This window comes from Nesterenkonia alba DSM 19423 (assembly GCF_000421745.1).
GTDB classification, from domain to species: domain Bacteria; phylum Actinomycetota; class Actinomycetes; order Actinomycetales; family Micrococcaceae; genus Nesterenkonia; species Nesterenkonia alba.
This window is the reverse complement of sequence record NZ_ATXP01000002.1, coordinates 158205-180491: the sequence shown is the minus strand read 5'-3', so window position 1 is coordinate 180491 and position 22287 is coordinate 158205. Positions and strand designations below refer to the sequence as shown.

Annotated in this window: 22 protein-coding genes; 15 read left to right on the top strand and 7 right to left on the bottom strand. The window is 64.7% G+C overall.

Annotation, left to right across the window (positions count from 1 at the left end; genetic code table 11):
* Both H578_RS0102585 and H578_RS0102580 read right to left on the bottom strand, forming a co-directional pair.
* Positions 1–393, bottom strand: coding sequence for a TOBE domain-containing protein (locus H578_RS0102585; RefSeq protein WP_022872150.1), 393 nt, complete (start codon positions 391–393; stop codon positions 1–3).
* Positions 394–474: 81 nt separating this feature from the next.
* The gene (locus tag H578_RS0102580) at positions 475–1647 is read right to left on the bottom strand and encodes a pyridoxal phosphate-dependent aminotransferase (RefSeq protein ID WP_022872149.1); all 1173 of its coding nucleotides are present in this window, start codon (positions 1645–1647) and stop codon (positions 475–477) included.
* A 113-nt stretch (positions 1648–1760) separates the two neighbouring features.
* Between H578_RS0102580 and H578_RS0102575 the strand changes: the two genes are divergently transcribed.
* From H578_RS0102575 to H578_RS12750, 3 genes are read left to right on the top strand one after another with little or no spacing between them, the layout of a single operon-like run.
* Positions 1761–2519, top strand: a complete 759-nt coding sequence (locus H578_RS0102575; protein WP_022872148.1) for a SurA N-terminal domain-containing protein — start codon at positions 1761–1763, stop codon at positions 2517–2519.
* Between the two features lie 54 nt (positions 2520–2573).
* Positions 2574–3536: an arsenic resistance protein gene (locus tag H578_RS0102570; RefSeq protein WP_022872147.1), complete on the top strand. Its 963-nt coding sequence runs from the start codon at positions 2574–2576 to the stop codon at positions 3534–3536.
* Positions 3533–4249, top strand: a complete 717-nt coding sequence (locus H578_RS12750) for a Pr6Pr family membrane protein (RefSeq protein WP_022872146.1) — start codon at positions 3533–3535, stop codon at positions 4247–4249. The genes H578_RS0102570 and H578_RS12750 overlap by 4 nt, the downstream gene beginning before the upstream one ends.
* A gap of 52 nt (positions 4250–4301) precedes the next feature.
* On the opposite strand, the gene purB is transcribed toward H578_RS12750, so the two are convergent.
* Positions 4302–5732 carry an adenylosuccinate lyase gene (gene purB / locus H578_RS0102560; protein ID WP_022872145.1) on the bottom strand — a complete coding sequence of 477 codons (1431 nt, stop codon included), beginning with the start codon at positions 5730–5732 and terminating at the stop codon, positions 4302–4304.
* Between the two features lie 34 nt (positions 5733–5766).
* Here purB and H578_RS16365 point away from each other — a divergent pair, with 34 nt between their 5' ends.
* The 3 genes from H578_RS16365 to H578_RS0102550 are packed head-to-tail and all read left to right on the top strand — an operon-like array spanning position 5767 to position 7993.
* A complete protein-coding gene (locus H578_RS16365; protein WP_169558490.1) occupies positions 5767–5949 on the top strand; it encodes a hypothetical protein in 183 nt (60 codons plus the stop codon).
* Positions 5903–6391 carry a hypothetical protein gene (locus tag H578_RS0102555; protein WP_022872144.1) on the top strand — a complete coding sequence of 163 codons (489 nt, stop codon included), beginning with the start codon at positions 5903–5905 and terminating at the stop codon, positions 6389–6391. The genes H578_RS16365 and H578_RS0102555 overlap by 47 nt, the downstream gene beginning before the upstream one ends.
* A 6-nt stretch (positions 6392–6397) precedes the next feature.
* Positions 6398–7993 (top strand): hypothetical protein, encoded by a 1596-nt coding sequence (locus H578_RS0102550; protein ID WP_028463864.1) that lies wholly within the window; start codon positions 6398–6400, stop codon positions 7991–7993.
* Here H578_RS0102550 and H578_RS0102545 read toward each other — a convergent pair.
* Complete coding sequence (locus H578_RS0102545) at positions 7968–8357, bottom strand: phage holin family protein (RefSeq protein ID WP_022872142.1); 390 nt, start codon at positions 8355–8357, stop codon at positions 7968–7970. The genes H578_RS0102550 and H578_RS0102545 overlap by 26 nt on opposite strands.
* A gap of 173 nt (positions 8358–8530) precedes the next feature.
* Here H578_RS0102545 and H578_RS12745 point away from each other — a divergent pair, with 173 nt between their 5' ends.
* Genes H578_RS12745 through H578_RS0102530 form a run of 3 tightly spaced genes read left to right on the top strand, consistent with a single transcriptional unit; the run spans position 8531 to position 12083 of the window.
* Entirely contained in the window at positions 8531–9670 is a 1140-nt protein-coding gene (locus tag H578_RS12745; protein ID WP_022872141.1) for a thiamine pyrophosphate-dependent enzyme, read from the top strand.
* Positions 9667–10668 (top strand): alpha-ketoacid dehydrogenase subunit beta, encoded by a 1002-nt coding sequence (locus H578_RS0102535; protein ID WP_022872140.1) that lies wholly within the window; start codon positions 9667–9669, stop codon positions 10666–10668. Before H578_RS12745 ends, H578_RS0102535 begins: the two co-directional genes overlap by 4 nt.
* Positions 10665–12083, top strand: a complete 1419-nt coding sequence (locus H578_RS0102530; protein WP_022872139.1) for a dihydrolipoamide acetyltransferase family protein — start codon at positions 10665–10667, stop codon at positions 12081–12083. Before H578_RS0102535 ends, H578_RS0102530 begins: the two co-directional genes overlap by 4 nt.
* A 23-nt stretch (positions 12084–12106) precedes the next feature.
* Here the strand turns inward: H578_RS0102530 and H578_RS15395 are convergent, their stop codons facing one another.
* The gene (locus H578_RS15395; RefSeq protein WP_022872138.1) at positions 12107–12853 is read right to left on the bottom strand and encodes a GerMN domain-containing protein; all 747 of its coding nucleotides are present in this window, start codon (positions 12851–12853) and stop codon (positions 12107–12109) included.
* Positions 12854–13448: 595 nt separating this feature from the next.
* Here H578_RS15395 and H578_RS0102520 point away from each other — a divergent pair.
* The 3 genes from H578_RS0102520 (at position 13449) to H578_RS16660 (ending at position 16411) form a co-directional block, all read left to right on the top strand.
* Positions 13449–14294: an HpcH/HpaI aldolase/citrate lyase family protein gene (locus tag H578_RS0102520; RefSeq protein ID WP_022872137.1), complete on the top strand. Its 846-nt coding sequence runs from the start codon at positions 13449–13451 to the stop codon at positions 14292–14294.
* Between the two features lie 73 nt (positions 14295–14367).
* Complete coding sequence (locus H578_RS0102515) at positions 14368–15477, top strand: enoyl-CoA hydratase/isomerase family protein (protein ID WP_022872136.1); 1110 nt, start codon at positions 14368–14370, stop codon at positions 15475–15477.
* Between the two features lie 151 nt (positions 15478–15628).
* Positions 15629–16411, top strand: a complete 783-nt coding sequence (locus H578_RS16660) for a winged helix-turn-helix transcriptional regulator (protein ID WP_022872135.1) — start codon at positions 15629–15631, stop codon at positions 16409–16411.
* On the opposite strand, the gene H578_RS0102505 is transcribed toward H578_RS16660, so the two are convergent.
* Positions 16367–17557, bottom strand: a complete 1191-nt coding sequence (locus tag H578_RS0102505; protein WP_156837182.1) for a hypothetical protein — start codon at positions 17555–17557, stop codon at positions 16367–16369. The two genes, H578_RS16660 and H578_RS0102505, sit on opposite strands and share 45 nt — an antisense overlap.
* A 26-nt stretch (positions 17558–17583) precedes the next feature.
* Positions 17584–18588, bottom strand: a complete 1005-nt coding sequence (locus H578_RS0102500) for an aldo/keto reductase family protein (RefSeq protein ID WP_022872133.1) — start codon at positions 18586–18588, stop codon at positions 17584–17586.
* A 267-nt stretch (positions 18589–18855) separates the two neighbouring features.
* Here H578_RS0102500 and H578_RS0102495 point away from each other — a divergent pair, with 267 nt between their 5' ends.
* From H578_RS0102495 to H578_RS0102485, 3 genes are read left to right on the top strand one after another with little or no spacing between them, the layout of a single operon-like run.
* A complete protein-coding gene (locus H578_RS0102495) occupies positions 18856–20223 on the top strand; it encodes a hemolysin family protein (RefSeq protein ID WP_022872132.1) in 1368 nt (455 codons plus the stop codon).
* Positions 20220–21278, top strand: coding sequence for a CNNM domain-containing protein (locus H578_RS0102490; protein ID WP_022872131.1), 1059 nt, complete (start codon positions 20220–20222; stop codon positions 21276–21278). The genes H578_RS0102495 and H578_RS0102490 overlap by 4 nt, the downstream gene beginning before the upstream one ends.
* Positions 21275–22258, top strand: coding sequence for a DUF4031 domain-containing protein (locus tag H578_RS0102485; RefSeq protein ID WP_028463862.1), 984 nt, complete (start codon positions 21275–21277; stop codon positions 22256–22258). Before H578_RS0102490 ends, H578_RS0102485 begins: the two co-directional genes overlap by 4 nt.
* Positions 22259–22287: the final 29 nt, after the last annotated feature.

Sequence of the window (22287 nt, the reverse complement as noted above, 5' to 3'; positions counted from 1 at the left end):
TCACTCAGGACGGTCGACGATGACGTTGGTCGCCTTGATTGATGCTGTGGCTACGGAGCCAGGTTCCAGTCCCAGTTCGCCGACGGCCTCTGTGCTCATCAGGGAGACGACTCGGTAGGGGCCACATTGCAGTTCGACTTGGGACATCACCGTGTCCGAGGTCACCGAGGTCACCAGCCCCACAAAACGATTCCGTGCCGAAGAGGAGCCTCGCGGGGTGGGGAGGTGGGGTCGACGTTCGCGGGCGAAATGGGCGAGGGTGGCGCCGTCGATGACTTTTTTGCCGGCGTCGTCGGTCTCTGCGGTCAGCTCCCCGGAGCTGACCCAGCGGCGTACCGTGTCGTCACTGACCCCCAGAAATTGAGCGGCATCTGAAATACGTACCTGCGGCATAAAAACACTCTAGCACTCCGCAGATACGGTCATAGAGTGGATTCTGGCCCGCTGATGAGGGTCCATGCTGGACTGTTGTCCTTATGCCCTCCGGTGGAAGGCGGCGATGCGTTCCAAGCCGGCGGCCACGGTTTCTGGCCCCGGAGCCAAGGAGAGCCGGATCCACTCGTCTCCGCCGACGGGATCGAAATCAGTGCCGGGAACCACGGCGACTCCGGCCTCTTCTAACAAGGTGGCAGCGTAGGTGGGAGAGTCCCCGAACCGATCCAGGTGCTCGCCGAGGTGCACATAGACGTAAAAGGCACCATCGGCCGGGGCGGCCTGCCCCCACCCCAAGGCGTCGACGGCGTGCAGTACGGACTGGCGGGCCTGGGCGTAGCGCTCGACTTGGCTGTGGGCGAACTCCAGGGACTCGGGGGTGAACGCTTCCACCGCGGCCAGCTGCGGGCCGTGCGGCGGACACAGTGCGACATTACCCGCCAGCCGGGCCACTGGGTCCACCAGGGACTCCGGGAGCACCGCCCATCCCACCCGCCATCCGGGCATTCCCCAGTACTTGGAGAACGAGGAGATGACCACCGCCTCCTCACTGACCTCCAGGGCGCTGACCCCTGGGTGGGTGTAGGTGATGCCGTGGTAGATCTCATCACTGATGAGCAGCACTCCATGAGCGCTGCACCAGGCGGCCAGGGCATTCAGCTGTCCGGCATCGACCATTGTGCCGGTGGGGTTCGCCGGGGAGGCGACGATGAGACCGGCCAGTGGGGATTCGGCGTGAGCGGCCTCCACCTGGTGAAGGCTGGGCTGAAACCGCACCTGTGGACCGCAGTCGAGATCGACGACGTCGACTCCCAGGCTGGCCAGAATATTGCGGTACGCCGGGTAGCCGGGGCGGGCCAGCGCTACCCGATCCCCGGTGTCGAAGGCCGCTAGGAAACTCAGCATGAACGCACCCGAGGATCCAGTGGTCACCGCAACCCGTTCCGCGGGAATCTCCACCCCGTACCACCGGTGGTAATGGGAGGCGATGGCCTCGCGCAGCGGCATAATGCCCAGAGCGGGGGAGTAGTTGAGGACCGTGTGGGCCGCATGCAGGCGGGCAGCGGCCTCATTGACCGCCGGAGGGGCTCCACCGCCGGGCTCCCCAGCGGTGAGGGAAATGATCTCCCGGCCGGCGGCACGCAGCTGCTCGATGCGCGCCAGAATGCGCATCACCTCAAATCCGGGAACCTCAGACCGCTGGGAGATGCGCATACATCCAGCCTAGCGGCGAGGCAGCGAGGCTGGTCACCAGCTGGATTGCCTGTTGTGCTCGGGCTGTTACCGTGACCGCGGCCCACCGTAGTATTTCGGGAAGTTGTAACACCATGCAGAAGAAAATCATCACAAGCCTCGCCCTCGCCGGACTGTTGGTCGGGCTCACGGCCTGTGACGACACCACCGAGGACGAAACGCCCGAAGAGGGCACCGACGTCGAGGACATCGAGGGGATGGGCGAACAAGAAATGCCCGAACCCGATCTGGACGATGTGCCCGACGTCGTCGCCGAAGTCAACGGTGAGGAAATCTCCGGCGAAGACTTCACCGCCATCTACGAATCCCAGTTCATGGAGATGACGATGCAGGCGCAGATGACCGGGCAACAGATCGACGAAGAGCAACTGCAAGAGCAGACGGTCGACACCCTGGTCAACAACGAACTGCTCATCCAGGACGCTCAGGCCAGCGGCTACGAGGTCACCGACGAGGAGATCGACGAGGAACTGGACACTGCCGCGGAGACCAACGGCATGGAATCCGGGGAGGACCTCATTGAGGCCCTTGAAGAGCAGGGCAACACCGAGGAGGAAATCCTCGAAGACGTGGAGAACCAGGTGCTGGTCAACGAGGTCCTTGACTCCTTGGAGACCCCGGAGCCCACGGAAGAAGAGATCGAAGAAGCCTACGAGGAGTTCCTCGCTCAGCAGGCTCCCATCGAGGGGGAAGACGGTGAAACCGAAGAGCCTTCCCTCGATGAGGTGCGTGACGAGCTCGAAGACCAGGTGGCCGCTCAGCATCAGAACGAGGCCGCGATGGACTACCTCGAGGAACTGCGCGACGACGCCGACGTCGTCGTTCACCTGTGAGCCTGCCTGCTATCCGACGTCGGTGAGCGCGGCTGACCGTTTACAGTGACAGGTATGTCCTGGCTGGAACGGATGCAGAGCGTGCTGGTGGCTGCCGCCGCGGCCCTGGGACTGGGGTTTGGTGCCCTGACTGATCTCGGCGGTGCCGGGGAGTACGTGGTCCTGCCGGCACTGGTCGTCATGCTCGTGGCGGTCTTCGCTCAACTCAGCCCCGGCAGGGTGGGGCAGGTGCGCAGCGCCAAACGTCTGGTGGCCGCCTCCCTGGTGCTCAATTACGTCTTCACCCCCGCCCTGGCGTGGGCCCTGGGGGCTGGGCTGTTGTCGGATGAGCCGGATCTGCGCATCGGCTTGCTCTTGCTGCTGGTGACCCCCTGTACTGACTGGTACTTGGTCTTCACCGCCCTCGCGAAGGGGCATACCGGTATTGCTGCGGCACTGCTGCCGGTCAACTTGGTGTTGCAGTTGCTCCTGCTGCCGGTCTATGTGCTGCTGCTCGGTGGAGAAGCCGCCGGCGTCGGTGTCGCCACGCTGTTTGAGACTGTGGTGTTGGTACTGGTGGCCCCCCTGGTGGTGGCTGTGCTGCTGCGCTGGTGGGCGCATCGCACCGGCGCCGTGGACCGGCTGGAGACGGTCAGCTCCTCCGCTGTGGTGCCGCTGCTCTGTGTGGCGGTCTTCGCGATGTTCGCTTGGCAGGCCCCGGCGGTGTTGGACCATGCCGGTGAGATCCTGTTGCTGCTGCCGCCGCTGGTGGTCTTCTTCGCAGGCTTGCCGCTGGTGGCCACCGGCGTCTCCGCCCTGTTGCGACTACCGAGCGCCCAGCGGGTGACCTTGACGATGGTCACCACCGCGCGTAATTCGCCTATCGCCCTGGCGGTGGCGGTCGCGGCGTTCCCGGACCGCCCACTGATTGCCGTGGCACTGGTCGTTGGCCCGCTCATTGAGCTGCCGTTATTGGCGGTGCTGGCCCAGGTGGTCCGTAACCGTCAACCGATCCCGGTGGCGGAGGCTCAGCGGTGACCGGTGGGGCGGGGCCGCAGGCAGGCTCCGCGCTGGTCTGGCAGCACGGGGTTCTCGCCCGTGGGGTGCACGCTGTGGTGGCTGTACTGGCGGCCGTGGGGCTAGCGACGTCGTTGTATCTGGGGTGGACGGCGGATTCCCCGGTCCCCGATGGTGCCGGCTATGCGGGGAGTTTCCCCGCCGGGTGGAGTCACATGGTGAACCAGCCGGCGTATTTCACCTTCCTCTCCGGGCTGATGGTGTTCCTCACCTCCGTGGGGTTGGCCGTGCGGACCCGTTGGGAGTCGGTGGTATTTCACGCAGTGCGGGTTTCGGCGGTGGTGTGTATCGCCATCACCGGTGTGGTGTTCAATGTGTTGCTGCGCGGACCGGAGACCTTGACCGGGGTGCGGTTGCTCAATGATGCGCTGCTGCACCAGGTGCTGCCGGTGGTGGTGCCGCTGGTCTGGTTGGTGTTTGGTCCTCACGGGTACATCGCTGGCCGGGTGGTGGTGTGGTCCATGGTGATTCCGCTGGCGTGGCTGACGGTGACCCTGGTGCGGGGGCCGTTTATCGACTGGTACCCCTACACGATTTTGGATGTGCCGGGCCTGGGCTACGCAGGGGTGGGTGGCTATGTGGTGGCCATCCTGGCCGGTTATCTCGCTCTAGTGTGCGCCCTGTGGGGGCTCGATGCGCTGCTGCGCCAGCGTCCACGCCCCCACCGCGGGTGACTGACCCCGGGCGTGTGGCCCCTCGCAACTTCTCGTCAGACCCCGGTACGGTCTATCCCGAGTGCTGCTGAGCCAGGGTGGCGGCGAGGCCGGTGTAGGTGGCGGGGGTGAGGCGTTTCAGGCGAGCTGCGGCGTCGTCGGACAACCCCAGGGATTCGACGAACTCGGTGAGTTTCTGTGCGTCCACTCGGCGGCCCCGGGTGAGTTCTTTGAGCCGTTCGTACGGGTTCTCCATGCCCTCAGTGCCAGCGATTGCCTCAGCACGCATCACCGTCTGGATCGCCTCGCCAAGCACTTCCCAATTGGCCTCAAGGTCTGCGGCGATGACATCTGCGGCGACATCCAGCTGCTTCAGTCCCTTAGTGACATTGCTCAGCGCCAGCACTGAGTGCCCCAGAGCGGTGCCGATGTTCCGCTGTCCGGAGGAATCGGTGAGGTCGCGCTGCCAGCGTGACTCCACCAGGGTTGCACCCAGGGCATCGAGCAGCGCATTGGAGATCTCCAGGTTCGCCTCCGCGTTCTCGAACCGAATGGGGTTGACCTTATGCGGCATAGTGGATGAGCCGGTCGCACCAGCTACCGGAATCTGCTTAAAGAAGCCGATGCTGATGTAGCTCCAGATGTCCACGCACAACCCGTGCAGGATCCGATTGAAGCGTGCGACGTCGGCGTACACCTCCGCCTGGAAATCGTGAGATTCGATCTGGGTGGTCAGCGGGTTGAACGTCAGCCCCAGTTTCTCCACAAAGCTCTGGGCGATACCCGGCCAGTCCGCCTCAGGGGCGGCGGCCAGATGGGCGGCGTAGGTTCCGGTGGCGCCGTTGATCTTGCCCAGGTACTCCTGGGACTCGATACGGCTCAGCTGCCGGGAGAGCCGGTGGACGAACACGGCGATCTCCTTGCCGAGCGTGGTCGGCGTCGCCGGTTGACCATGGGTGCGGGAGAGCATGGGCACCTCGGCGGCCTGCCGGCTGAGGGTACTGAGGCCCTCGAGGACTGTCCGTGCCGCCGGCAGCCACACCTGTTGGATGGCATCGCGGATGCCCACCGCGTAGCTGAGGTTATTGATGTCCTCGCTGGTGCAGGCAAAGTGCACCAACGGTGTCAGATCCCCTAGCCCCACCGGCTCCAGGCGCCGGGCGATGAAGTACTCCACAGCTTTGACGTCGTGAACCGTTTCAGCCTCAATGGCGGCCAGCTCCGCGATCTCATCCGGGCCGAAAGTCTCCACGATGTGCCGCAGACTGCGCGTCTGCTCCTCGGTGAGAGTTGGCAATCCGGGCAGTACCTGACGGTCGCATAAGTGGATGAACCATTCGATCTCCACGTGGATCCGGTTGCGGTTCAGGGCCGCCTCGGAGAGGTGATCCACCAGCGGCGCCACGGCCGAACGGTAGCGCCCATCCAAGGGTCCCAGGGCAATGCGAGGTTCGGCCTCGGCAAGAACGGTGCGGTGCTGTGCTGCGGAGTCGGCGGAGGTCATAGGCTCCAGTTTTCCACACCGGAGAATCGCCGTGATGGACACGCAGACCTCTCCACAGGAAGCCGACGACGACGCCACCGGCTTCGGTGCCCTCCCTAAGCTCACACACCGGGATGCCGGCGGAGCTACTACCCGCCGGGACAGTTCAGACTTCAAGGAGCGTGATGTCTATGGTGGCCGCAGCCGCGGTGAGCCAGCTGGAGCAGGCTGCCGCTGAGTACCAGCGCGTGGCCGAACTGCTGCACCAGGTACAGGCTCTGCGCGATGATTTCCTCACCCACGCTGACCAAGCTGCCGTGGAGAACTGGCAGTCCGCTGCGGCAGCGCTCTTCAGGCTGTTGGCCATGGGGCTACGGTGGCCTGCCAACCTGCTGGCAGCTGAGGCGGAGAACCTCGCCGGTGAGGCGGCGACCATCAGTGCAGAGCTGCAGCAGACCCGTGACACGATCGCCCAGCTGGCCTGGATGGTCGAGGTGGCCGGCACTATTGACCTGCCGGGGGTCCTGGGTGACACCGTTCGGGCCCGGGTGGCCGAAGAAGCAGCTACCCATGCCGCCGAAGTGCTGCACGATGCGCAGACCGCCACTGAGTACCTCACCCGGCAGCCCGGGGGTATCCCGGAGGTACTGCGTGAGGTCGTCTCCCGGGCGGGATGGTGAGCGCAGATGGCATACATGCCTGTTGACATCAGATTGCCCAGCCTCCCTCTGGGGCCACGCGTCTTCGGTGAGGTGGATACCGGCCGTGGCCGGTTGCAAATGGACACCTTCGGTGGACCCAGTCGGATCAGCCTGACCTGGGATGCCATGGAGGATGCCGCCGAGCACCTTACCGCCGCCCGGCGCGTGCTCCAGCGGCAGCGGGACCTGCTCGCCCAGGCGATGGGGGTGGCACCGGCTGCACCGTTGAGTTGGCGTATCGGTCCCTTTCTGGCGCGGTTGGCGGCAGCCCACGCGCTGACCGGAGAATTCGAGGCCCGGCTCGAGTCGCTGATCGACAATGTCCACACCGCGCACGCCCTCTACCGGGAAGCTGAAGCTCAGGCCCGTGCCTGGATGGAGTTGGCCCGGCGTACTTCCCAGTGGGGACAGGTCGAGTATCTGCGCCAGGTAGCCACCGGGAACTTCCACTACCCCAGTGACCACTCTTTGAGCACCGGTCTGATGGCCGGGGGTCTCTTCAGCGGGGTCTTCAGCCGGTTCCCGCTGGTCTCAGCGGCGGTGCAGATGGTGGCGATCATCAACGATCACGCCGGTATCCCGCCTTCAGCCATGGGGCGACACCAGCATGTGCTGCACGAGGACGCCGTGGCGGAGTTCTCCTTCACCGCAGATGGCAGTTTCCACACCTACTTGGACACGATGTCTCGGGTCGCTGATGCTGGAGATCTGGCCGTCTCGGTGATCGAACATCCCAATGGAGAGACCGTCTACGCGGTGCACCTGCCCGGGTTCTCCCCGGGACAACACCTTGAGGACGGGGAGCTCGATCTACACGCCGGGCGCGGGGGATTGAGCCTCATCGACGCGTGGAGCAACGATTCCGAGCATATGGCCGGCATCGTGGAGAAGGCCCTGGAAAACGCCGGGGTCCCCGACGGGGCCGAGATCATGTTCACCGGGTACTCCATGGGCGGAATGCACACCTTGAACCTGGTCAATCATCGACGACTGCAGGACAGGTACACCGTGCGTGGGGCGACCACGATCGGCACTCCCGCGCGTTCCCAACGGGTGGACCCCGAGGTGCCGGTGGCGCAATTCCATGACCGTAACGACCCGTTGCACTACATCACCGGAGAGCAGAACCACACTGGCTCCAACCGGATCAACATCGTCTATGACTACGTCAACCCCGAGGTCGGGGTTCCTGAGCTCGATCCGGGGCAGCCGCATCAGAGCCTGGAGAATCTCGGTGATGACCTACTGGAGAATCATGCTGAGCATGGCCCCCTGCTCAATCACGCCTATGCGCACAATGTTGATGCCATCGGGGTGATCGAAGATCAGATGTGGGAGGACCTCACCGACGAAGAGCGCGAACACCTTGACGGCCTGCGGTCCTTCTTCGACGGGGACATTGAAACCTACGTCTACGACACCGAATGGGAGTCACTTCAGGACCCCGAGCACCGCTATCCCTGGGAGTGGGAGAGCCGGGAGGACACCGAGTACGTCACAGACATGGTGGAAGAACTCAGGCAGCCCGAAGAGTGGGCTCTACCCGATGGTCGGTTCAGCGTTCCGAGCCGCGGAAGATGAACCGGCTCAGGATCAGTGAGACCACGGAGATGACGATCGATCCCAGCAGTGCGGGGATGAACCCGCCGACGTCTAGTTGAACACCGGGGATCCAGTTGGTCAGCCAGCCGGTGAGCATGAGCATCAGCGCATTGATGACGAGCATGAAGAGGCCCAGGGTCAACACGGTGATCGGTAGCGCCAGCACCTGGATCACCGGTTTGATGAAGGTGTTGACCACTCCGAAGATCGCGCCGACCACCAGGTAGGCCAGTATCACCATGATGGGGTCGTTGTCCCATCCCTCAACGGTCAGGTTTGGAACCAGGAGTACGGCTGCGCCCAATGCCAGGGCGTTGAGAATGATCGCCAGTAGGATGCTCACGGAACATATGCTACGCCGCTGGTCCTGAGTGAAACCTCGACACGAGGGTGCCCAGCTCGGCTCAACGGTGAGGCGGCGTGGTTGTGCACAACCTACAGCGGCGCCTGGCAGGGCCGCTGACACAATGAGCGCCAGAATACTGCCCGATGTCCGCCCCCTGAGAGGAGCACCGAGTGGAGGATGCAGCCACCGAGCGGGTGCAGTTGCTCGCCGAAGACGGCACGCTGTCCACCCACGAGCTCTACAGCCGGCACTTAGAGGGGCTCGACGACGCCGGCTTCCGCGCTCTGTACCGACACATGGCTTTAGAGCGGCGCTTCGATGCCGAGGCCACATCTTTGCAGCGGCAGGGGCAATTGGCGCTCTGGGCTCCTGCTCTGGGGCAGGAAGCCACACAGGTGGGCACGATTGCTGCACTGAAGTCCACCGACCGGGTCTTCCCGACCTACCGTGAGCACGCCATGGCGCTGTACCGAGGGATCAGCCCCGAAGAGCTCATCGTTCTCTTCCGTGCTGCCGCGCACACCGGCTGGGATCCGAACACGTATAACTTCAACTCCTACGCCATCGTCTTGGCCTCCCAGACCTTGCACGCCACGGGGTGGGCCATGGGTATCCAACAGGATCTGCGCTCAGGCACTCTGCCCCGTGACAAGGCCGAGGATGAGATCGTGCTGGCCTGCCTCGGTGATGGCGCTTCCAGCCAGGGGGATGTGCACGAATCCATGGTCTTCGCCGCCAGCTACCGTCTTCCGATGCTCTATTTCATCCAGAACAACCACTGGGCGATCTCGGTGCCATCATCGACCCAGTCACGGGCACCCCTGGCTCACCGGGCCGCCGGTTATGGGTTCGAAGGCGTCCGGGTGGATGGCAATGATGTGCTCGCCAGCTACGCGGTGGCCGCGGAGATGGCTGAGCAGATCCGTTCCGGAGCCGGACCCAAACTCATCGAATCGGTGACTTATCGTCTGGGTGCGCACACCACCGCTGATGACCCCACGAAGTACCGCAGTGCCGAGGAGGTCGCCTCCTGGGAGGCGAGGGACCCGCTGCACAGGTACCGGCAGTGGTTGACCTCGGAGGGGAAAGCCGATGAGGGGTTCTTCGATGAGGTCGACGCTGAGGCGAAGGACGTCGCAGCTGACCTGCGACGGGCCGTAGCGGAGATCGAACCGATTGACATCGAGCGTGTCTTCGACACCGTTTACACCGAACCCCACCGTCAGGTGGAAGCGGACCGGGCCTGGCTGAAGGACTATGAGGCAGGCTTCGCTGAGGACGACGACGCCGAGGAGGCCGCCTCATCATGAGTCACACCACAACGCTTCCGCTGGCCAAAGCGATCAACACCGCGCTGCGGGATGAACTCGCCGCCGATGAGAAGACCCTGCTCATCGGGGAGGATATCGGCGCCCTGGGTGGGGTCTTCCGGGTGACCGACGGGCTGCAGGCTGAATTCGGTGAACATCGGGTGATTGACTCCCCCTTGGCGGAGTCGGGCATTATCGGTACCTGCATCGGTATGGCGATGCGCGGCTATCGGCCGGTCGCGGAGATCCAGTTCGATGGTTTCGTCTTCCCGGGCTACAACCAGATCACCACCCAGTTGGCCAAGATTCATAACCGCACCGATGGTGCCATCACCGTTCCGGTGACGATCCGTATCCCCTATGGCGGGCACATAGGTTCCATCGAACACCACTCGGAGTCCCCAGAGGCGCTCTTCGCGCACACTGCGGGACTGCGTATCATCACCCCGTCTAGTCCCCAGGATGCTTACTGGATGACCCGACAGGCGATCGTCTCCAATGATCCGGTCATCATCTTCGAACCCAAGCGGCGCTATTGGCTCAAAGGGGAGGTGGACACTGCCAACCCGGCCCCGGATGCGTTCACCGCTCAGGTGCTGCGCCAGGGCAGCGACGCCACCTTGGCCACCTACGGTCCCTTGGTTCCGGTGGCATTGGCCGCCGCCGAGGTCGCCAGCACGGAGGGTCGCAGTATTGAGGTGATCGATGTGCGCTCGATCAGTCCATTGGACGATGAGACCATCGCCCGCTCGGCAGCGAAGACCCGGCGGCTCGTCGTCGCCCACGAAGCTCCCACCTTCGGCGGTTTCGGTGCGGAGATCGCCGCCCGGGTCACCGAGCGGGCCTATCACCGTCTGGCGGCCCCGGTGTTGCGGGTGGGCGGCTTCCACATGCCGTACCCGCCTTCGGCTCAAGAAGGCCGCTACCTGCCGGATATTGACCGGATGCTAGAGGCCGTGGAGCGCAGCTTCGTCTATGAGAGGAGCACCGCGGGATGAGCGAGACGTTCGAACTGCCTGATGTCGGCGAAGGACTCACCGAGGCTGAACTGGTGTCCTGGCGGGTCGCCGTCGGCGACACGGTTGAGGTCAATGACATCATCTGTGAGATCGAAACGGCCAAGTCCCTCGTGGAGCTGCCGGTGCCCTATGCCGGCCAGGTGGCGGAGCTGCTCGCCGAAGAGGGCGAGACCATCGAGGTCGGCGCTCCGTTGATCCGCATTGCGGATCCGGCCTCTGGTGAGGTCGAGACCTCCGCCACGAGCACCCAGAAGGCCAAAGCCGCAGACGCCCGCACATCACGTGCTGCGCAGACGCCGGGCAAGCAGACTGCCGAGTCCCAGGGGGCTCTGGTTGGTTCTGGGCCCAAACCGGATGCGCCTCAGCGGAGGCCCCGGGTGCGCACCACCGAACCAGATCTGGTGGATACCTCGGACTTGGGAATCGATGAGGTGCCGCGTCCGGCGGCTGGGCGTCACGGGGATCTGGCCGATATTGTCGCCAAGGCCAGCCCGCCGGTGCGTGCTTTGGCGAAGCGTCTTGGGGTCGCGGTGTGGGAGCTGGTCGGTTCGGGACGTGAGGGGCAGATCACCCGCGACGACGTCGAACGGCAGGCTCGCCGGAAGAAGGCTCAGCAGGACTCCGGTCAGATGCCCACCGCCGGTGCACCGGTGCCGGGATCCCGCCAGCCCTCCCCGGCGCAGGTGGGGCTTCTCTATGAGGGGCCACGGGAAGAGAAGATCCAAGTTCGCGGGGTTCGTAAGGCTACGGCCCTGAATGTCACCGCCTCTGCTCAGCAGGTGCCGCATGTCTCCGTGTTCAAAGAGGTGGACATCACCCGCACGATGGAGCTGCGGGCCGCTTTGAAGAATGACCCGGCGTATCAGGGGCTCAGCGTCTCGCCGATGCTCTTCGCCGCGAAGGCCATCATTTGGGCGGCCCGCCGGAATCCGCAGATCAATGCGACCTGGCATGAGACTCATTACACCCTGCGGAACTATGTGAACCTGGGGATTGCCGCGGCGACCCCCAGGGGACTGGTGGTGCCGGTGATCCATGAGGCTCATACGTACAACACCCAGGGCCTGGCGGCGGCGATTACTCAACTGACGATCGATGCCCGGGACGGCAGGACCACCCCGGGGGAGATGCAGGGTGGGACCATCTCTATTACCAATATCGGTACGCTCGGGCTCGACGGCGGCACCCCCATCTTGCCGCCCGGGCAGGCTTCGATCGTGGCGCTGGGTGCTGTGCGGAAGAAGCCGTGGGTCGTCGGCGGGGACATCGTGCCCCGGGATGTCATGGTGATTGGTGGGTCGTTCGATCACCGGCTGATCGATGGTGATCTCGCCGGTGCTTTCATCAGCGATGTTGCGGCGGTGTTGGAACAGCCAGGGTTGCTCCTGGACTGAGGGCCTCCTACGGCCGGGTTGGGTTAGTCGACTTCCGGTTCGATCTCGTAGATCTCCAGGGGCGTGTCCTCTGTGGCCAGTCCCAGCAGCTCGGCCAGGGATACTCCGTCCACGGTGATCTCTGCTCGGGATGCGCCGGTCGCCAGGCGGGCAGTGGTTTCGATCTGCTTGAGCAATTGCCAGGACTCACAGCCGGAACGCACAGTGGGCTGACCGGTCAGTTCCACGGTGACCGTGTCTCCGTTGAGTTCGGTGTTGTCCACCGCCAGGTTGGAGGAGACGGCCAGAGCATTGATGAATGCGGGGTCACCGTGTTCGTAGGAGTCATCGGCGAAGAGAAATTCCAGTGCCGAGGTCGCTGGTTCCTCGGTGACCATGGGCACGGTGCGGACGACGGAGATGGTGTCTTCGCAGCCGAAGGTCGCGCTGCGGGCGATCTCGGTTTGGTGGGGGCGCATCTGGGGGGCCCCGGTACCGGGTGCCGCTCCGGGGGCTTGGTTGCCTTCGAGTTGTCCGTCTTCTCCGATGGGGGCGGCTTCGCTGTGTCCGGCGGGGCTGACGAGTCCGATGGGTAGACGCACGGTGTCGTCGTCTTCGTACTCCGGCTCAGGGATGGGGTTCTCCGCGGTGTCGGCCTCATCCTCTTCAGTGACGGTGTCGTCGTCCTGCTGGTCGGTCTGCTCGGTGTCGCCGAGCTCACAGGCGGTGAGGAGCAAAGCCAGGCAGGTACCGGCTGCGGCGGTGCGCGCAAACCAGGGGCGGGAGAACATCACCGGCCCAGGATAGTCTCACCACCCCGCCGCTGCGAAAGTGAGGGGAGGAAGCACCCAGCTGATGGCGCGTAAGCGCACAGGAGGAGGCTGCTTTAGGTCTGGAGGCGCGCGCGACTGCAGCGCGCCGACAGGAAACTGGGGCCCCAGCTGGTGGCGCGTAAGCGCACAGGAGGAGGCTGCTTTAGGTCTGGAGGCGCGCGCGACTGCAGCGCGCCGACAGGAAACTGGGGCCCCAGCTGATGGCGCGTAAGCGCACAGGAGAAGGCTGGGGTGCGGACGGGAGGTTGTGAACGGGGGCAACCTCCCGCCCGCGATGAGAAGGAGTCCGGGTACTGCACGGAGGGGGTGGGATGGGTAGCACCCGGCCTGCGACTTCTCGGTTATCCAGATGGTGACACAGAGGGAACGGAAGCTCTGGCCATCTTCTGTTGGAGGGGTAACGGAATGGACAGCGGAACCATTCCCGCGGGATCTTTCAAATCTGAAGGACCCCGCTTGACTCCATAGTGAGACGTGGTGATGTGCCCTGTCAAGCGGGGTGGTGTCGGCGTCGTGGGCCCGGGGTGTGCACTGGGCGCGATACGCTGGGATCATGCCGATCCGCAACCGCCGAGCCGCCGCACTTCCCGCCAAATTATCCCGCTCGTGGCTGCTCATCAATGCCGCGAAAGAGGAAGACTACGCCCCGGGACTCGCCTCGGAGGCGGACTCGGTGATTTTTGATCTGGAGGCCTCTGTTCCCGATGAGAAGAAGGCTGGGGCTCGGGAGTCTGTGCTCAATGCGCTCAACGGCGGAATGACCGCCTGGGTGCGGATCAGTCCGACGACGTCCCCTCATTGGGAGGATGACGTCGCAGCCCTGTCGAAGGCCGATGGGTTGCGTGGGGTCATGCTTGCGGAGACGGAGCGTCCTGACCAGGTCACCTACACAGCGATGCGTTTGCGTGCCGGTACTCCGGTCATCGCGCTCATTGAATCCGCTTTGGGGGTGGAGAATGCCACGCAGATCGCCTCGGCACCGGGGACGTTCCGTTTGGCGTTCGGTACTAATGACTTCCGTAAGGATGTGGGTGTTTCTGCGGACCCCATGGCGCTGGCCTATGCGCGTTCACGGTTGGTCATCGCCTCCCGTGTGGGGGGGCTGCCGGGGGCGATTGATGGTCCCACGGAGGCCAACGCGGATGAGGAGACGATCACTGCGGCCTGCCAGGTCACCGCGGAGATGGGCATGACTGGCAAGTTGTCGCTGAACCGGGCGCAGGTGGAGCTGGTCAACCGTGGGCTTTCCCCTTCGGAGGAGGAGTTGCGCTGGGCTCGTGAACTCATTGAGGCGCATGAGCGCGGAGCCTCGGTGGGGGATGGCTCGTATTTGCCGCGTCTGGCACGGGCGCAGAAGATCGCCAGCCTCGCGGATTCCTATGGGTTGTGGAATGCCTGAGCACTCCAGGCGGTGTTGAGCCGGCCCGGGTAGTCTCGGTGACAAACACCGGGTTCGACGAGGAGGTCGTGGAGTGGGCAGAGAGACGTATACCGGGGATGTGGCCTTCGAGGTTCGGGGGCACCTGGGCATCATCACGCTGAACCGCCCCAAGGCGCTGAACTCGCTGACTGAACTGATGTGTGAGTCCATCACGGTGCAGTTGGACCAGTGGGCCGGTGACGACGACGTCGCTCAGGTCCTCATCCGTGGTGCCGGGGAGAAGGGGCTCTGTGCCGGGGCTGATGTTACTGCGTTCTACCGGGACATGGTCGCCGGGCAGGAGCGCGACGGCGGCCCGTTACTTCCGGAGGGGACGCCCGCCTATTCGCACCAGTTCGCCTCGGAGCGGATGCTGGCGGTGGAGTACCGGATGAATCTGATGATTGCCGAGTATCCCAAGCCGTATATCGCGATGATGGATGGGGTGACCTTAGGTGGGGGAGTGGGGGTCTCTGCTCACGGGTCGCATCGGGTGGTCACTGAACGGAGTCGGGTCGGTATGCCGGAGACCACGATCGGCTTCACTCCTGACGTGGGGGGCTCTTGGTTGTTGGCTCGGGCCGGGGCGAAGGGCTTGCACGCGGGTATGACGGGGGCCCACCTCGGCGCTGCGGATGCGATCCACCTGGGTTTGGCGGACTATTTTGTGCCCACTGCGGAGCGGGAGCGGCTCACTGAGGCCCTGACGACTGGGTCGGCCGGTGAGGTGTTGGAACAGTTCAGCGTGGAGCCGGCGGAGACGTCTGGGCTCGCCGCCGAGGACAGTGCGTGGATCGAGCAGGCTTATGCGGCACCGTCGGTGCCGGAAATTCTCCGGGCCTTGGATGAGGCGGGGGCAGAGCACCCCGCAGCGGCCGAGGCTGCAAGCACTTTGCGCACCAAGTCCCCCACGATGCTGCACGTGACGCACCGCAGTATCCGTTCCGCGGGGGGTTTGAGTCTGGAGGGTGCCTTGAGCCAGGAGTACACCGTGGCGGTCCACGCGCTGCGCAGCCACGATTTCCGGGAGGGTATCCGGGCCCAGGTGGTGGAGAAGGACCGCACCCCGCAGTGGCGACCGGAGAGTGTCGACGTCGTCGATGAGGATCTGGTGGCTCACTACTTCACGCCTGTTCCGGGGAAGATGCTGCGCCTGCGCTGAACGGGCTTGCTCCGGGTCCCTCCGGGTGACCGGGGCTGGTGAGGTTCAAGGCCGCCTTGAGCCCGCAGTGTTCTGGACCGCGCTGACTTGGCAAGCTGTATATGATCTGGACAACTGCTGATCTGCGTCATGCCTGGCGGGAAGGACCTGCATGGAGAGCCCCGAGGAGACCGCGAGCATCTCCTTGCGCATCTCTTCGCCCGTGCTCATCCTGGCCGGCCCCTCTCCGGCGTCGAATGAACTGACATCCAGGCTGCGCAGTTTGGATGTCAAAGTGCTCGTGGCTGCCAGTGCCGATGAGGCGTTACAGCTGGCCGACCATGAGGAAGTCCACCTGGTGGTGGCTGATGCTCGTGCCTCCCGGCGGATCAGTGGGCTGCGCGGGGCGTTGACCCGGCTACGGGAGCAGGCGGAGTTGGCCACCCTGTTCTGGTTCGACTCTGATGCCCCCGATGAGGAGATCCTGTCGCTGTGTTCCTCCGATGACGATCACATGGCTGCCCACATCGGCGTGGACGAATCCTTACGTCGCCTCCACCTGCTCACCGGCCGGATCCCCGCCCAGGCCGAGGGGGAAAGGCTCGTGGTCGGGGACCTCGAGCTGGATACCACCACACGCACGGTGACCCGAGCCGGGGTGGACATCGACCTGTCTGATACCGAGTTCCGGCTCTTGCGGCTGCTGATGCGTCACGCCCGCACTGTGTTGCCGAAAACCCAGATCCTTCAAGAGGTGTGGGAGTACGACTTCGCCGGGCAGGCCAATATCGTCGAGCTCTACATCAGCTACCTGCGGAAGAAGATTGAGGCCGGGATGCCGCGGATGATTCACACGGTGCGTGGAGCCGGTTATGTGCTGCGCCCGGCCCAGTCTGCGGAGCCGAGGACTTCAGCGTCCGGCCAGGAAGCGCCGGCGCGAGAGAAGCACGGCTGAGAAACCCAGTCCCAGCGTGCCCAGGGCGAGGACAAGGGCACCGGTGGTGGCATCCGCACCGGTCTCCGCCAGGCTGTCTTCCTCATCCTGCTGCTGCTCATTGCCGGGGTTTGGTGGGACATCGTCAGCGTCGCCGTCCGCCTCGGTCTCAGCCTGCGGTTCGCCGTTGGTCGGGTTGATGAGACCGGGGAAACCGGGCATGGGTAGGGAGTAACCATTGCCGGTATTCGGTGGAGCCACGGTGTTCGGGGCACCGGGCAGGTTCGGATCCGAGGTATTGCCGGTGTCTGTACCGGGAGTGTCCTCCACTCCGGGGCCTTCACCGGTGTCCGGATCATCGGTGGCTCCCGCGTCTTCGGTGGGGGAGGGAGCCTGAGTTCCGGTGGGCTCAGGGGAGGTGGTCGGGGTGGGAGTCGGCGTGGGGGAGAGCGTCTCGGTGGGATCGGTCTCCTCGGCGTCCACGGTGAAGATGAACTGGCAGCTTCCTTGTGCCCCATTGCGGGTGCCGGTCACAGTGAGGAAGTCCTGTCCTGAAATACCCGGGGATGTGGAGTACTCCAGGGTGCGGCCAGTCAGGTTCGCTGTGGCTCCCGGCAGGGCCGGCGGGGCTCCCAGCTGCAGTTCTACGTCCTCGGGAGCCTGGATGGTCACCACGATGGTCTCCCCGGCGCGCAGTTGCCGGTTCGGGCACTGCAGGGGAAGCTCCTCCGGTGTGTCCTCGGCGTCGGTCTCTTCCTCAGTGGGGCTGGGGGTCTCAGTCGGGGTGGTCGGGGTCGGATCCGGTTCTGTGGGTTCGGGCTGGGTGGCTTCAGTGCGCGTGGGGGTGGGCGACGGCGTCGTCGGCGTGTCCGTGGGGGAGCCCTCAGGTGTTTCCGGGGCGCCTTCGGGGCTTTCGCCCTCAGGGGTGCTGCCAGTCTCGGGTTCGAGGGTGGTCTGCTCCACTGTGGGTGTGCCGGTGGTCTCCGGGGTGGAGGTCCCCGCGGCCACCAGTGCTGAGCCCAGCACCGAGAGAGTGAGCACAGCCAGCAGTGCAGGGAGTTTCGCCCGCCCTTCGGCAGGGCGCGCCGCAGCCGGCGGGGAGCCGGACGAGGTGTTCCTGCCGTTGCGCATGGAGATCCGCTGCATCCGTTCGTATCCTGCGTACACCGGGTGAGCCCCCGGCCCAGGCCAGTCTACGTCAAGCGCTGCGGTGGGGACTTGGTCAGCGAAGGATCAGTTTGCGCCAAGGAGCCGACGACGTCGTCGACAGCGTTCATGGTGGAAGCATCCAGATTCACTCCGGCGGCGGCCACATTGGAGCTGATCTGTTCGGGGCGGGACGCGCCCACCAGTGCTGAGGCTACATTCGGGTTCTGCAGAGTCCAGGCGATCGCCAGCTGGGCCAGTGTGAGCCCGTGGTCTTCAGCGATGGGCTTCAGCTGCTGCACCGCCTGGAGGATCTCCTCGGTGAGGTACTTCTCGATGAACTGCGCGCCCCCGTCCTTATCTGCAGCACGGGAACCCTCCGGCCAGGGCTGGCCCGGCAGATACTTGCCGGTCAGCACGCCCTGGGCGATGGGGGACCAGACGATCTGACTGATGCCGAGTTCCTCGGAGGTGGGGATCACCTCGGACTCGATGACCCGCCACAGCATGTTGTACTGCGGCTGATTGGAGATCAGCTGAATGCCCAGCTCCTTGGCCAACTCAGCCCCGGCACGCAGCTGCTCGGCGGTCCACTCGCTGACCCCGATGTAGAGCGCCTTGCCGGAGCGGACGACATCGGCGAAGGCCTGCATCGTCTCCTCAAGCGGGGTTTCGAAGTCATAGCGGTGGGCCTGGTACAAATCCACGTAGTCAGTGCCCAGGCGCTTCAGAGAGCCGTTGATTGACTCCATGATGTGCTTACGGCTCAGGCCGGTGTCATTGGGGCCCTTGGGGCCGGTGGGGAAGTAGACCTTGGTGAAGATTTCCAGTGACTCGCGCCGCTGACCGGCCAAGGCGTCGCCGAGGACCTGCTCGGCCACCGTGTTGGCGTAGGTGTCAGCGGTGTCGAAGGTGGTGATTCCAGCCTCCAGGGCGGCGTGGACACAGGCGGTGGCCGTGTCCTGTTCGACTTGAGCGCCGTGAGTGAGCCAATTGCCGTAGGTGATCTCGGAGATCTTCAGTCCACTGTTGCCCAGATAACGGAATTTCACGGTCGCTCACGTCCTATCTCGTCGCTGCGCGCTTGAGGCCGGCTCACCGGCACGGTCACTGACCACTCTATCCCTCCGCGAGCCCTATAATCACTCTCACATCTTCGAAGTGTTCGAGGATGGCCCCAGATGTGAAAGAGGTGCCTGTAATCAGGTGGATGACATAGACCGAACGGTCCTGCGACGTCGACGATGTTGCTCCGCATCAACTGATTCATCCTGCTCGTTCGGTGATCGCCGCCAGAGCCCATACTGGAGGGCTCGCAGATGACCATCGCTTTGTCGCTGCTGTTGGGCGCACTTCTGATTCTTCTCATCATCGCGGTGAATGGATACTTCGTCGCCCAGGAGTTCGCCTATATGTCGGTGGAGCGCAATAAGCTCCGCGCCTTGGCTGCCAGCGGCGACAAAGCCGCCCAGCGGGCTCTGGCCGTCACCCAACGGACCTCGTTCATGCTCTCCGGCGCGCAGCTGGGTATCACCATCACCGGTCTGCTCGTGGGGTATGTGGCCGAACCCCTCGTGGGCCGGGCCCTGGGGGAGTTGCTGGGTATGACCGGTCTTGTCCCGGCGGCGGTCAGCATTTCCGTGGGGACGGTGCTGGCGCTGATCGTCTCCACAGTGGTGCAGATGATCTTCGGCGAACTGTTTCCCAAGAACTACGCGATCGCCAATCCCGTTCCCTTGGCTCGCGGGCTGGCCCGCTCCACGCAGATCTACTTGGCGGTCATGGGGTGGCTGATCTCGATCTTCGACCATGCGGCTAATGCCTTGCTGAAGATGCTGCGCATCGAGCCGGTGCACGACGTCGACTCCACGGCCACTGCTGAGGATCTAGAACATATCGTCTCCAGCTCACACAACTCAGGGGATCTTCCCGAGGAGCTGTTCCTCACCCTGGACCGTATCCTCGACTTCCCTGACCATGATGCTGAGCACGCCATGATCCCCCGATCCCGAGCGGGCTTTGTGCGCCCGGAGTCCACGATCGCCGAGGTCAGGGAACTCATGGCCACCGAGCACAGCCGCTATCCGGTGGTCAACGATGAGGACGAGCCGGTCGGCGTCGTCGAGATCCTCGATGTGCTGGGCACCAGGCTGCCGGAGGAGACTGCGGTGACGGAGCTGATGCGCCCGCCGGTGATTGTGCCGGGCCTGATGCCGCTGCCCGATGTAGTACGTGAGCTGCGGGTCCACGATGCTCGTTTAGCCTGCGTGATCGACGAATACGGTGGCTTCGCCGGGGTGGTGACCTTAGAGGACCTCACCGAGGAGATCCTGGGCGAGGTCACTGATGAACACGACGTCGAACACCACTCCGGCATCGAGCCGCGGGGCAGCAATGGCTGGCGCATGGACGGGGACCTGCATCTGGATGAGGTGGAGCGCACCATCGGTCACGCCCTTCCGCAGGGCGACTACGAGACACTCTCCGGTCTGCTGATCGCCCAGCAAGGCAAACTCCTCCAGCCGGGGGAACAGGTCCGAGTGGAACTTCCCGCAGACCCGGCGGACTATGTGGAGGACGAGCCGCCGAAACGTTGGGTGGAACTCACGGTGCTGGAACTGGCCCATCATGTCCCCTCCAAAGTGGACTTGCGACTCATCGAAGAGAGCAGGGAGGAGGCGCGATGAGCGACTGGATTGTTCCGGTCACCGCGACGGTGGCCATCATTGCCCTCTCCGCTTTCTTCGTGATTCTCGAGTTCTCGCTGCTGGCGGCGCGGCGGCACCGCCTCGAGGAGACCGCCGAGTCCAGCAGGACGTCCCGGGCGGCGCTGCGCAGCCTCAACGAGCTCACTGTCATGTTGGCCGGGGCCCAGTTAGGCATCACCGCCTGCACCTTCGCCCTGGGTGCGGTGAGCAAGCCTGCGGTCCAGTACGCTCTGGCTCCAGTGCTGGTCTCGTGGAATATGGCCGCGTGGGTCGCTGACGCTGTGGCGCTGGCCGTGGCGCTGCTGGTGATGACCTTCCTGCATCTGGTGATCGGGGAGATGGCTCCGAAGTCCTGGGCGATCGCCCACCCGGAGCTCTCCGCCAAGGTGGTTGCCATACCCTCCCGGGTGTTCCTCTGGGTTTTCCGGCCTTTGCTGTGGTGGGTCAACCGCATCGCCAACCGTCTGGTCGCCGCAACCGGAGTGGAACCGGTGGACCGTGCCGCCGCTGGCGGCTACGACTCGGAGACCATCCGTCAGCTGGTGGAGCACTCCACCCAGGCGGGGGCGTTGGACCAGGCGTCCGGGTCGCAGATCGCCAGCATTATGGAGCTAGAGACCCTCACCGTGGAGGATGTCATCAGCGGAAGGACTGCTGAGCCGGTGCCTGCGCTGCCGCGTTCCTCCAGCGTGGAGCAGGTCCAACAAGCGGCCTTGGACGCCGGGCATATGCGGGTGCTGTTGGCCGATACCAACGACCCCGCCCCGCTGGTGGTCCATGTCCGCGACACCCTTCCGGCCTCGGGCCGGAGCCACGCAGACCAGTGGGCGCGTCCTGCCCTGCTGCTGGCGGCCGGGACCTCGGTCTACCGGGCATTCCAGCGCATGCGGCAAGCCGGCGAACAGCTGGCGGTCGTGCGATCCGCTGAGGGAGGGTGGGACGCGTTGACCTGGGAGGACATCCTCACCAGGGTCTGGCCCAACGTGGAGCACCAGTGGAGCGGAACGGAGCAGACCCACCGGGCGGAGTCATGACGGTTTTCATCGACCCTCCGGTGTGGCCGGCGCATGGGACCGTTTTCTCCCATCTGATCTCCGATACGTCACTGGCCCAGTTGCATACCTTTGCCGCTGAGGCCGGAATCAGCCCCCGGGCTTTCGATCGAGATCACTACGATGTGCCCGCCCATCGTTACGGGCAGTTAGTGGACCTCGGTGCGGTTCCGGTCAGCGGCCACCACCTGGTGCGGATCCTGACCGCATCCGGATTGCGGGTGCGGACCTGGGAGCGGCCGGAGAAAGTCCGAGCGAACCTGCAACGCGCCTGGGAGCGGCTCGGTGAGCGTCTCATCGGGCAGCGGCTCCACGTGGGCCTCACCGACCCGGCCGGACGTCAGTGGACACGCCGTGGAGAAGACCTTCTGGACCGCTGGGGCGAACCGCACCGGAATTACCACGCGCTGCCGCATTTGGCCTCGGTGGTGCGCACTACCGGAATCCTGCGCAGAGCAGGGGAGTTGCCGGCGTCGTGGGCTGCTGTGGTGATGCTGGCCGGGTGGTACCACGACGCCGTCTACACCGGCACCCCCGGAGAGGACGAGGAAGCCTCCGCCCGCCTGGCCGAAGAGCAGCTCGACGGTTTACTGCCCGCCGAGGAGATCGCCGAGGTCGCCCGACTCGTACGGCTCACAGCCACCCACCACCCGGAGGACGACGACGTCGCCGGGGCGGTCCTCGTCGACGCCGACCTCGAAGTACTTGGTCGCCATCGGCAGGCGTACCGTCGCTATGTCTCCCAGGTCCGGGCCGACTACGCCCACGTGTCTGACGCCGACTTCGCCCGCGGGCGTGCCCAGGTGCTCACCCGCCTGGTGGAGACCCCACGGCTCTTCCAGACCCGTACCGGGTACCAGCGCTGGGAACGCCAGGCTCGGCAGAACGTCGAAGACGAGCTGCGGCTATATGAGGGTGAGACCTTCTCCGGCCGTGGGATGGACTGGTTCCTCTCACCGTAGGTGTTCTCAACGGCGGCGCTCTGAGCGCA

Excerpts from the sequence above, each read along its gene's own strand:
- H578_RS0102585 (WP_022872150.1), bottom strand. The coding sequence starts at position 393 with ATGCCGCAGGTACGTATTTCAGATGCCGCTCAATTTCTGGGGGTCAGT.
- H578_RS0102580 (WP_022872149.1), bottom strand. The coding sequence starts at position 1,647 with ATGCGCATCTCCCAGCGGTCTGAGGTTCCCGGATTTGAGGTGATGCGC.
- H578_RS0102575 (WP_022872148.1), top strand. The coding sequence starts at position 1,761 with ATGCAGAAGAAAATCATCACAAGCCTCGCCCTCGCCGGACTGTTGGTC.
- H578_RS0102570 (WP_022872147.1), top strand. The coding sequence starts at position 2,574 with ATGTCCTGGCTGGAACGGATGCAGAGCGTGCTGGTGGCTGCCGCCGCG.
- purB (WP_022872145.1), bottom strand. The coding sequence starts at position 5,732 with ATGACCTCCGCCGACTCCGCAGCACAGCACCGCACCGTTCTTGCCGAG.
- H578_RS16365 (WP_169558490.1), top strand. The coding sequence starts at position 5,767 with ATGGACACGCAGACCTCTCCACAGGAAGCCGACGACGACGCCACCGGC.
- H578_RS0102555 (WP_022872144.1), top strand. The coding sequence starts at position 5,903 with ATGGTGGCCGCAGCCGCGGTGAGCCAGCTGGAGCAGGCTGCCGCTGAG.
- H578_RS0102550 (WP_028463864.1), top strand. The coding sequence starts at position 6,398 with ATGGCATACATGCCTGTTGACATCAGATTGCCCAGCCTCCCTCTGGGG.
- H578_RS0102535 (WP_022872140.1), top strand. The coding sequence starts at position 9,667 with ATGAGTCACACCACAACGCTTCCGCTGGCCAAAGCGATCAACACCGCG.
- H578_RS0102530 (WP_022872139.1), top strand. The coding sequence starts at position 10,665 with ATGAGCGAGACGTTCGAACTGCCTGATGTCGGCGAAGGACTCACCGAG.
- H578_RS15395 (WP_022872138.1), bottom strand. The coding sequence starts at position 12,853 with ATGTTCTCCCGCCCCTGGTTTGCGCGCACCGCCGCAGCCGGTACCTGC.
- H578_RS0102520 (WP_022872137.1), top strand. The coding sequence starts at position 13,449 with ATGCCGATCCGCAACCGCCGAGCCGCCGCACTTCCCGCCAAATTATCC.
- H578_RS16660 (WP_022872135.1), top strand. The coding sequence starts at position 15,629 with ATGGAGAGCCCCGAGGAGACCGCGAGCATCTCCTTGCGCATCTCTTCG.
- H578_RS0102495 (WP_022872132.1), top strand. The coding sequence starts at position 18,856 with ATGACCATCGCTTTGTCGCTGCTGTTGGGCGCACTTCTGATTCTTCTC.
- H578_RS0102490 (WP_022872131.1), top strand. The coding sequence starts at position 20,220 with ATGAGCGACTGGATTGTTCCGGTCACCGCGACGGTGGCCATCATTGCC.
- H578_RS0102485 (WP_028463862.1), top strand. The coding sequence starts at position 21,275 with ATGACGGTTTTCATCGACCCTCCGGTGTGGCCGGCGCATGGGACCGTT.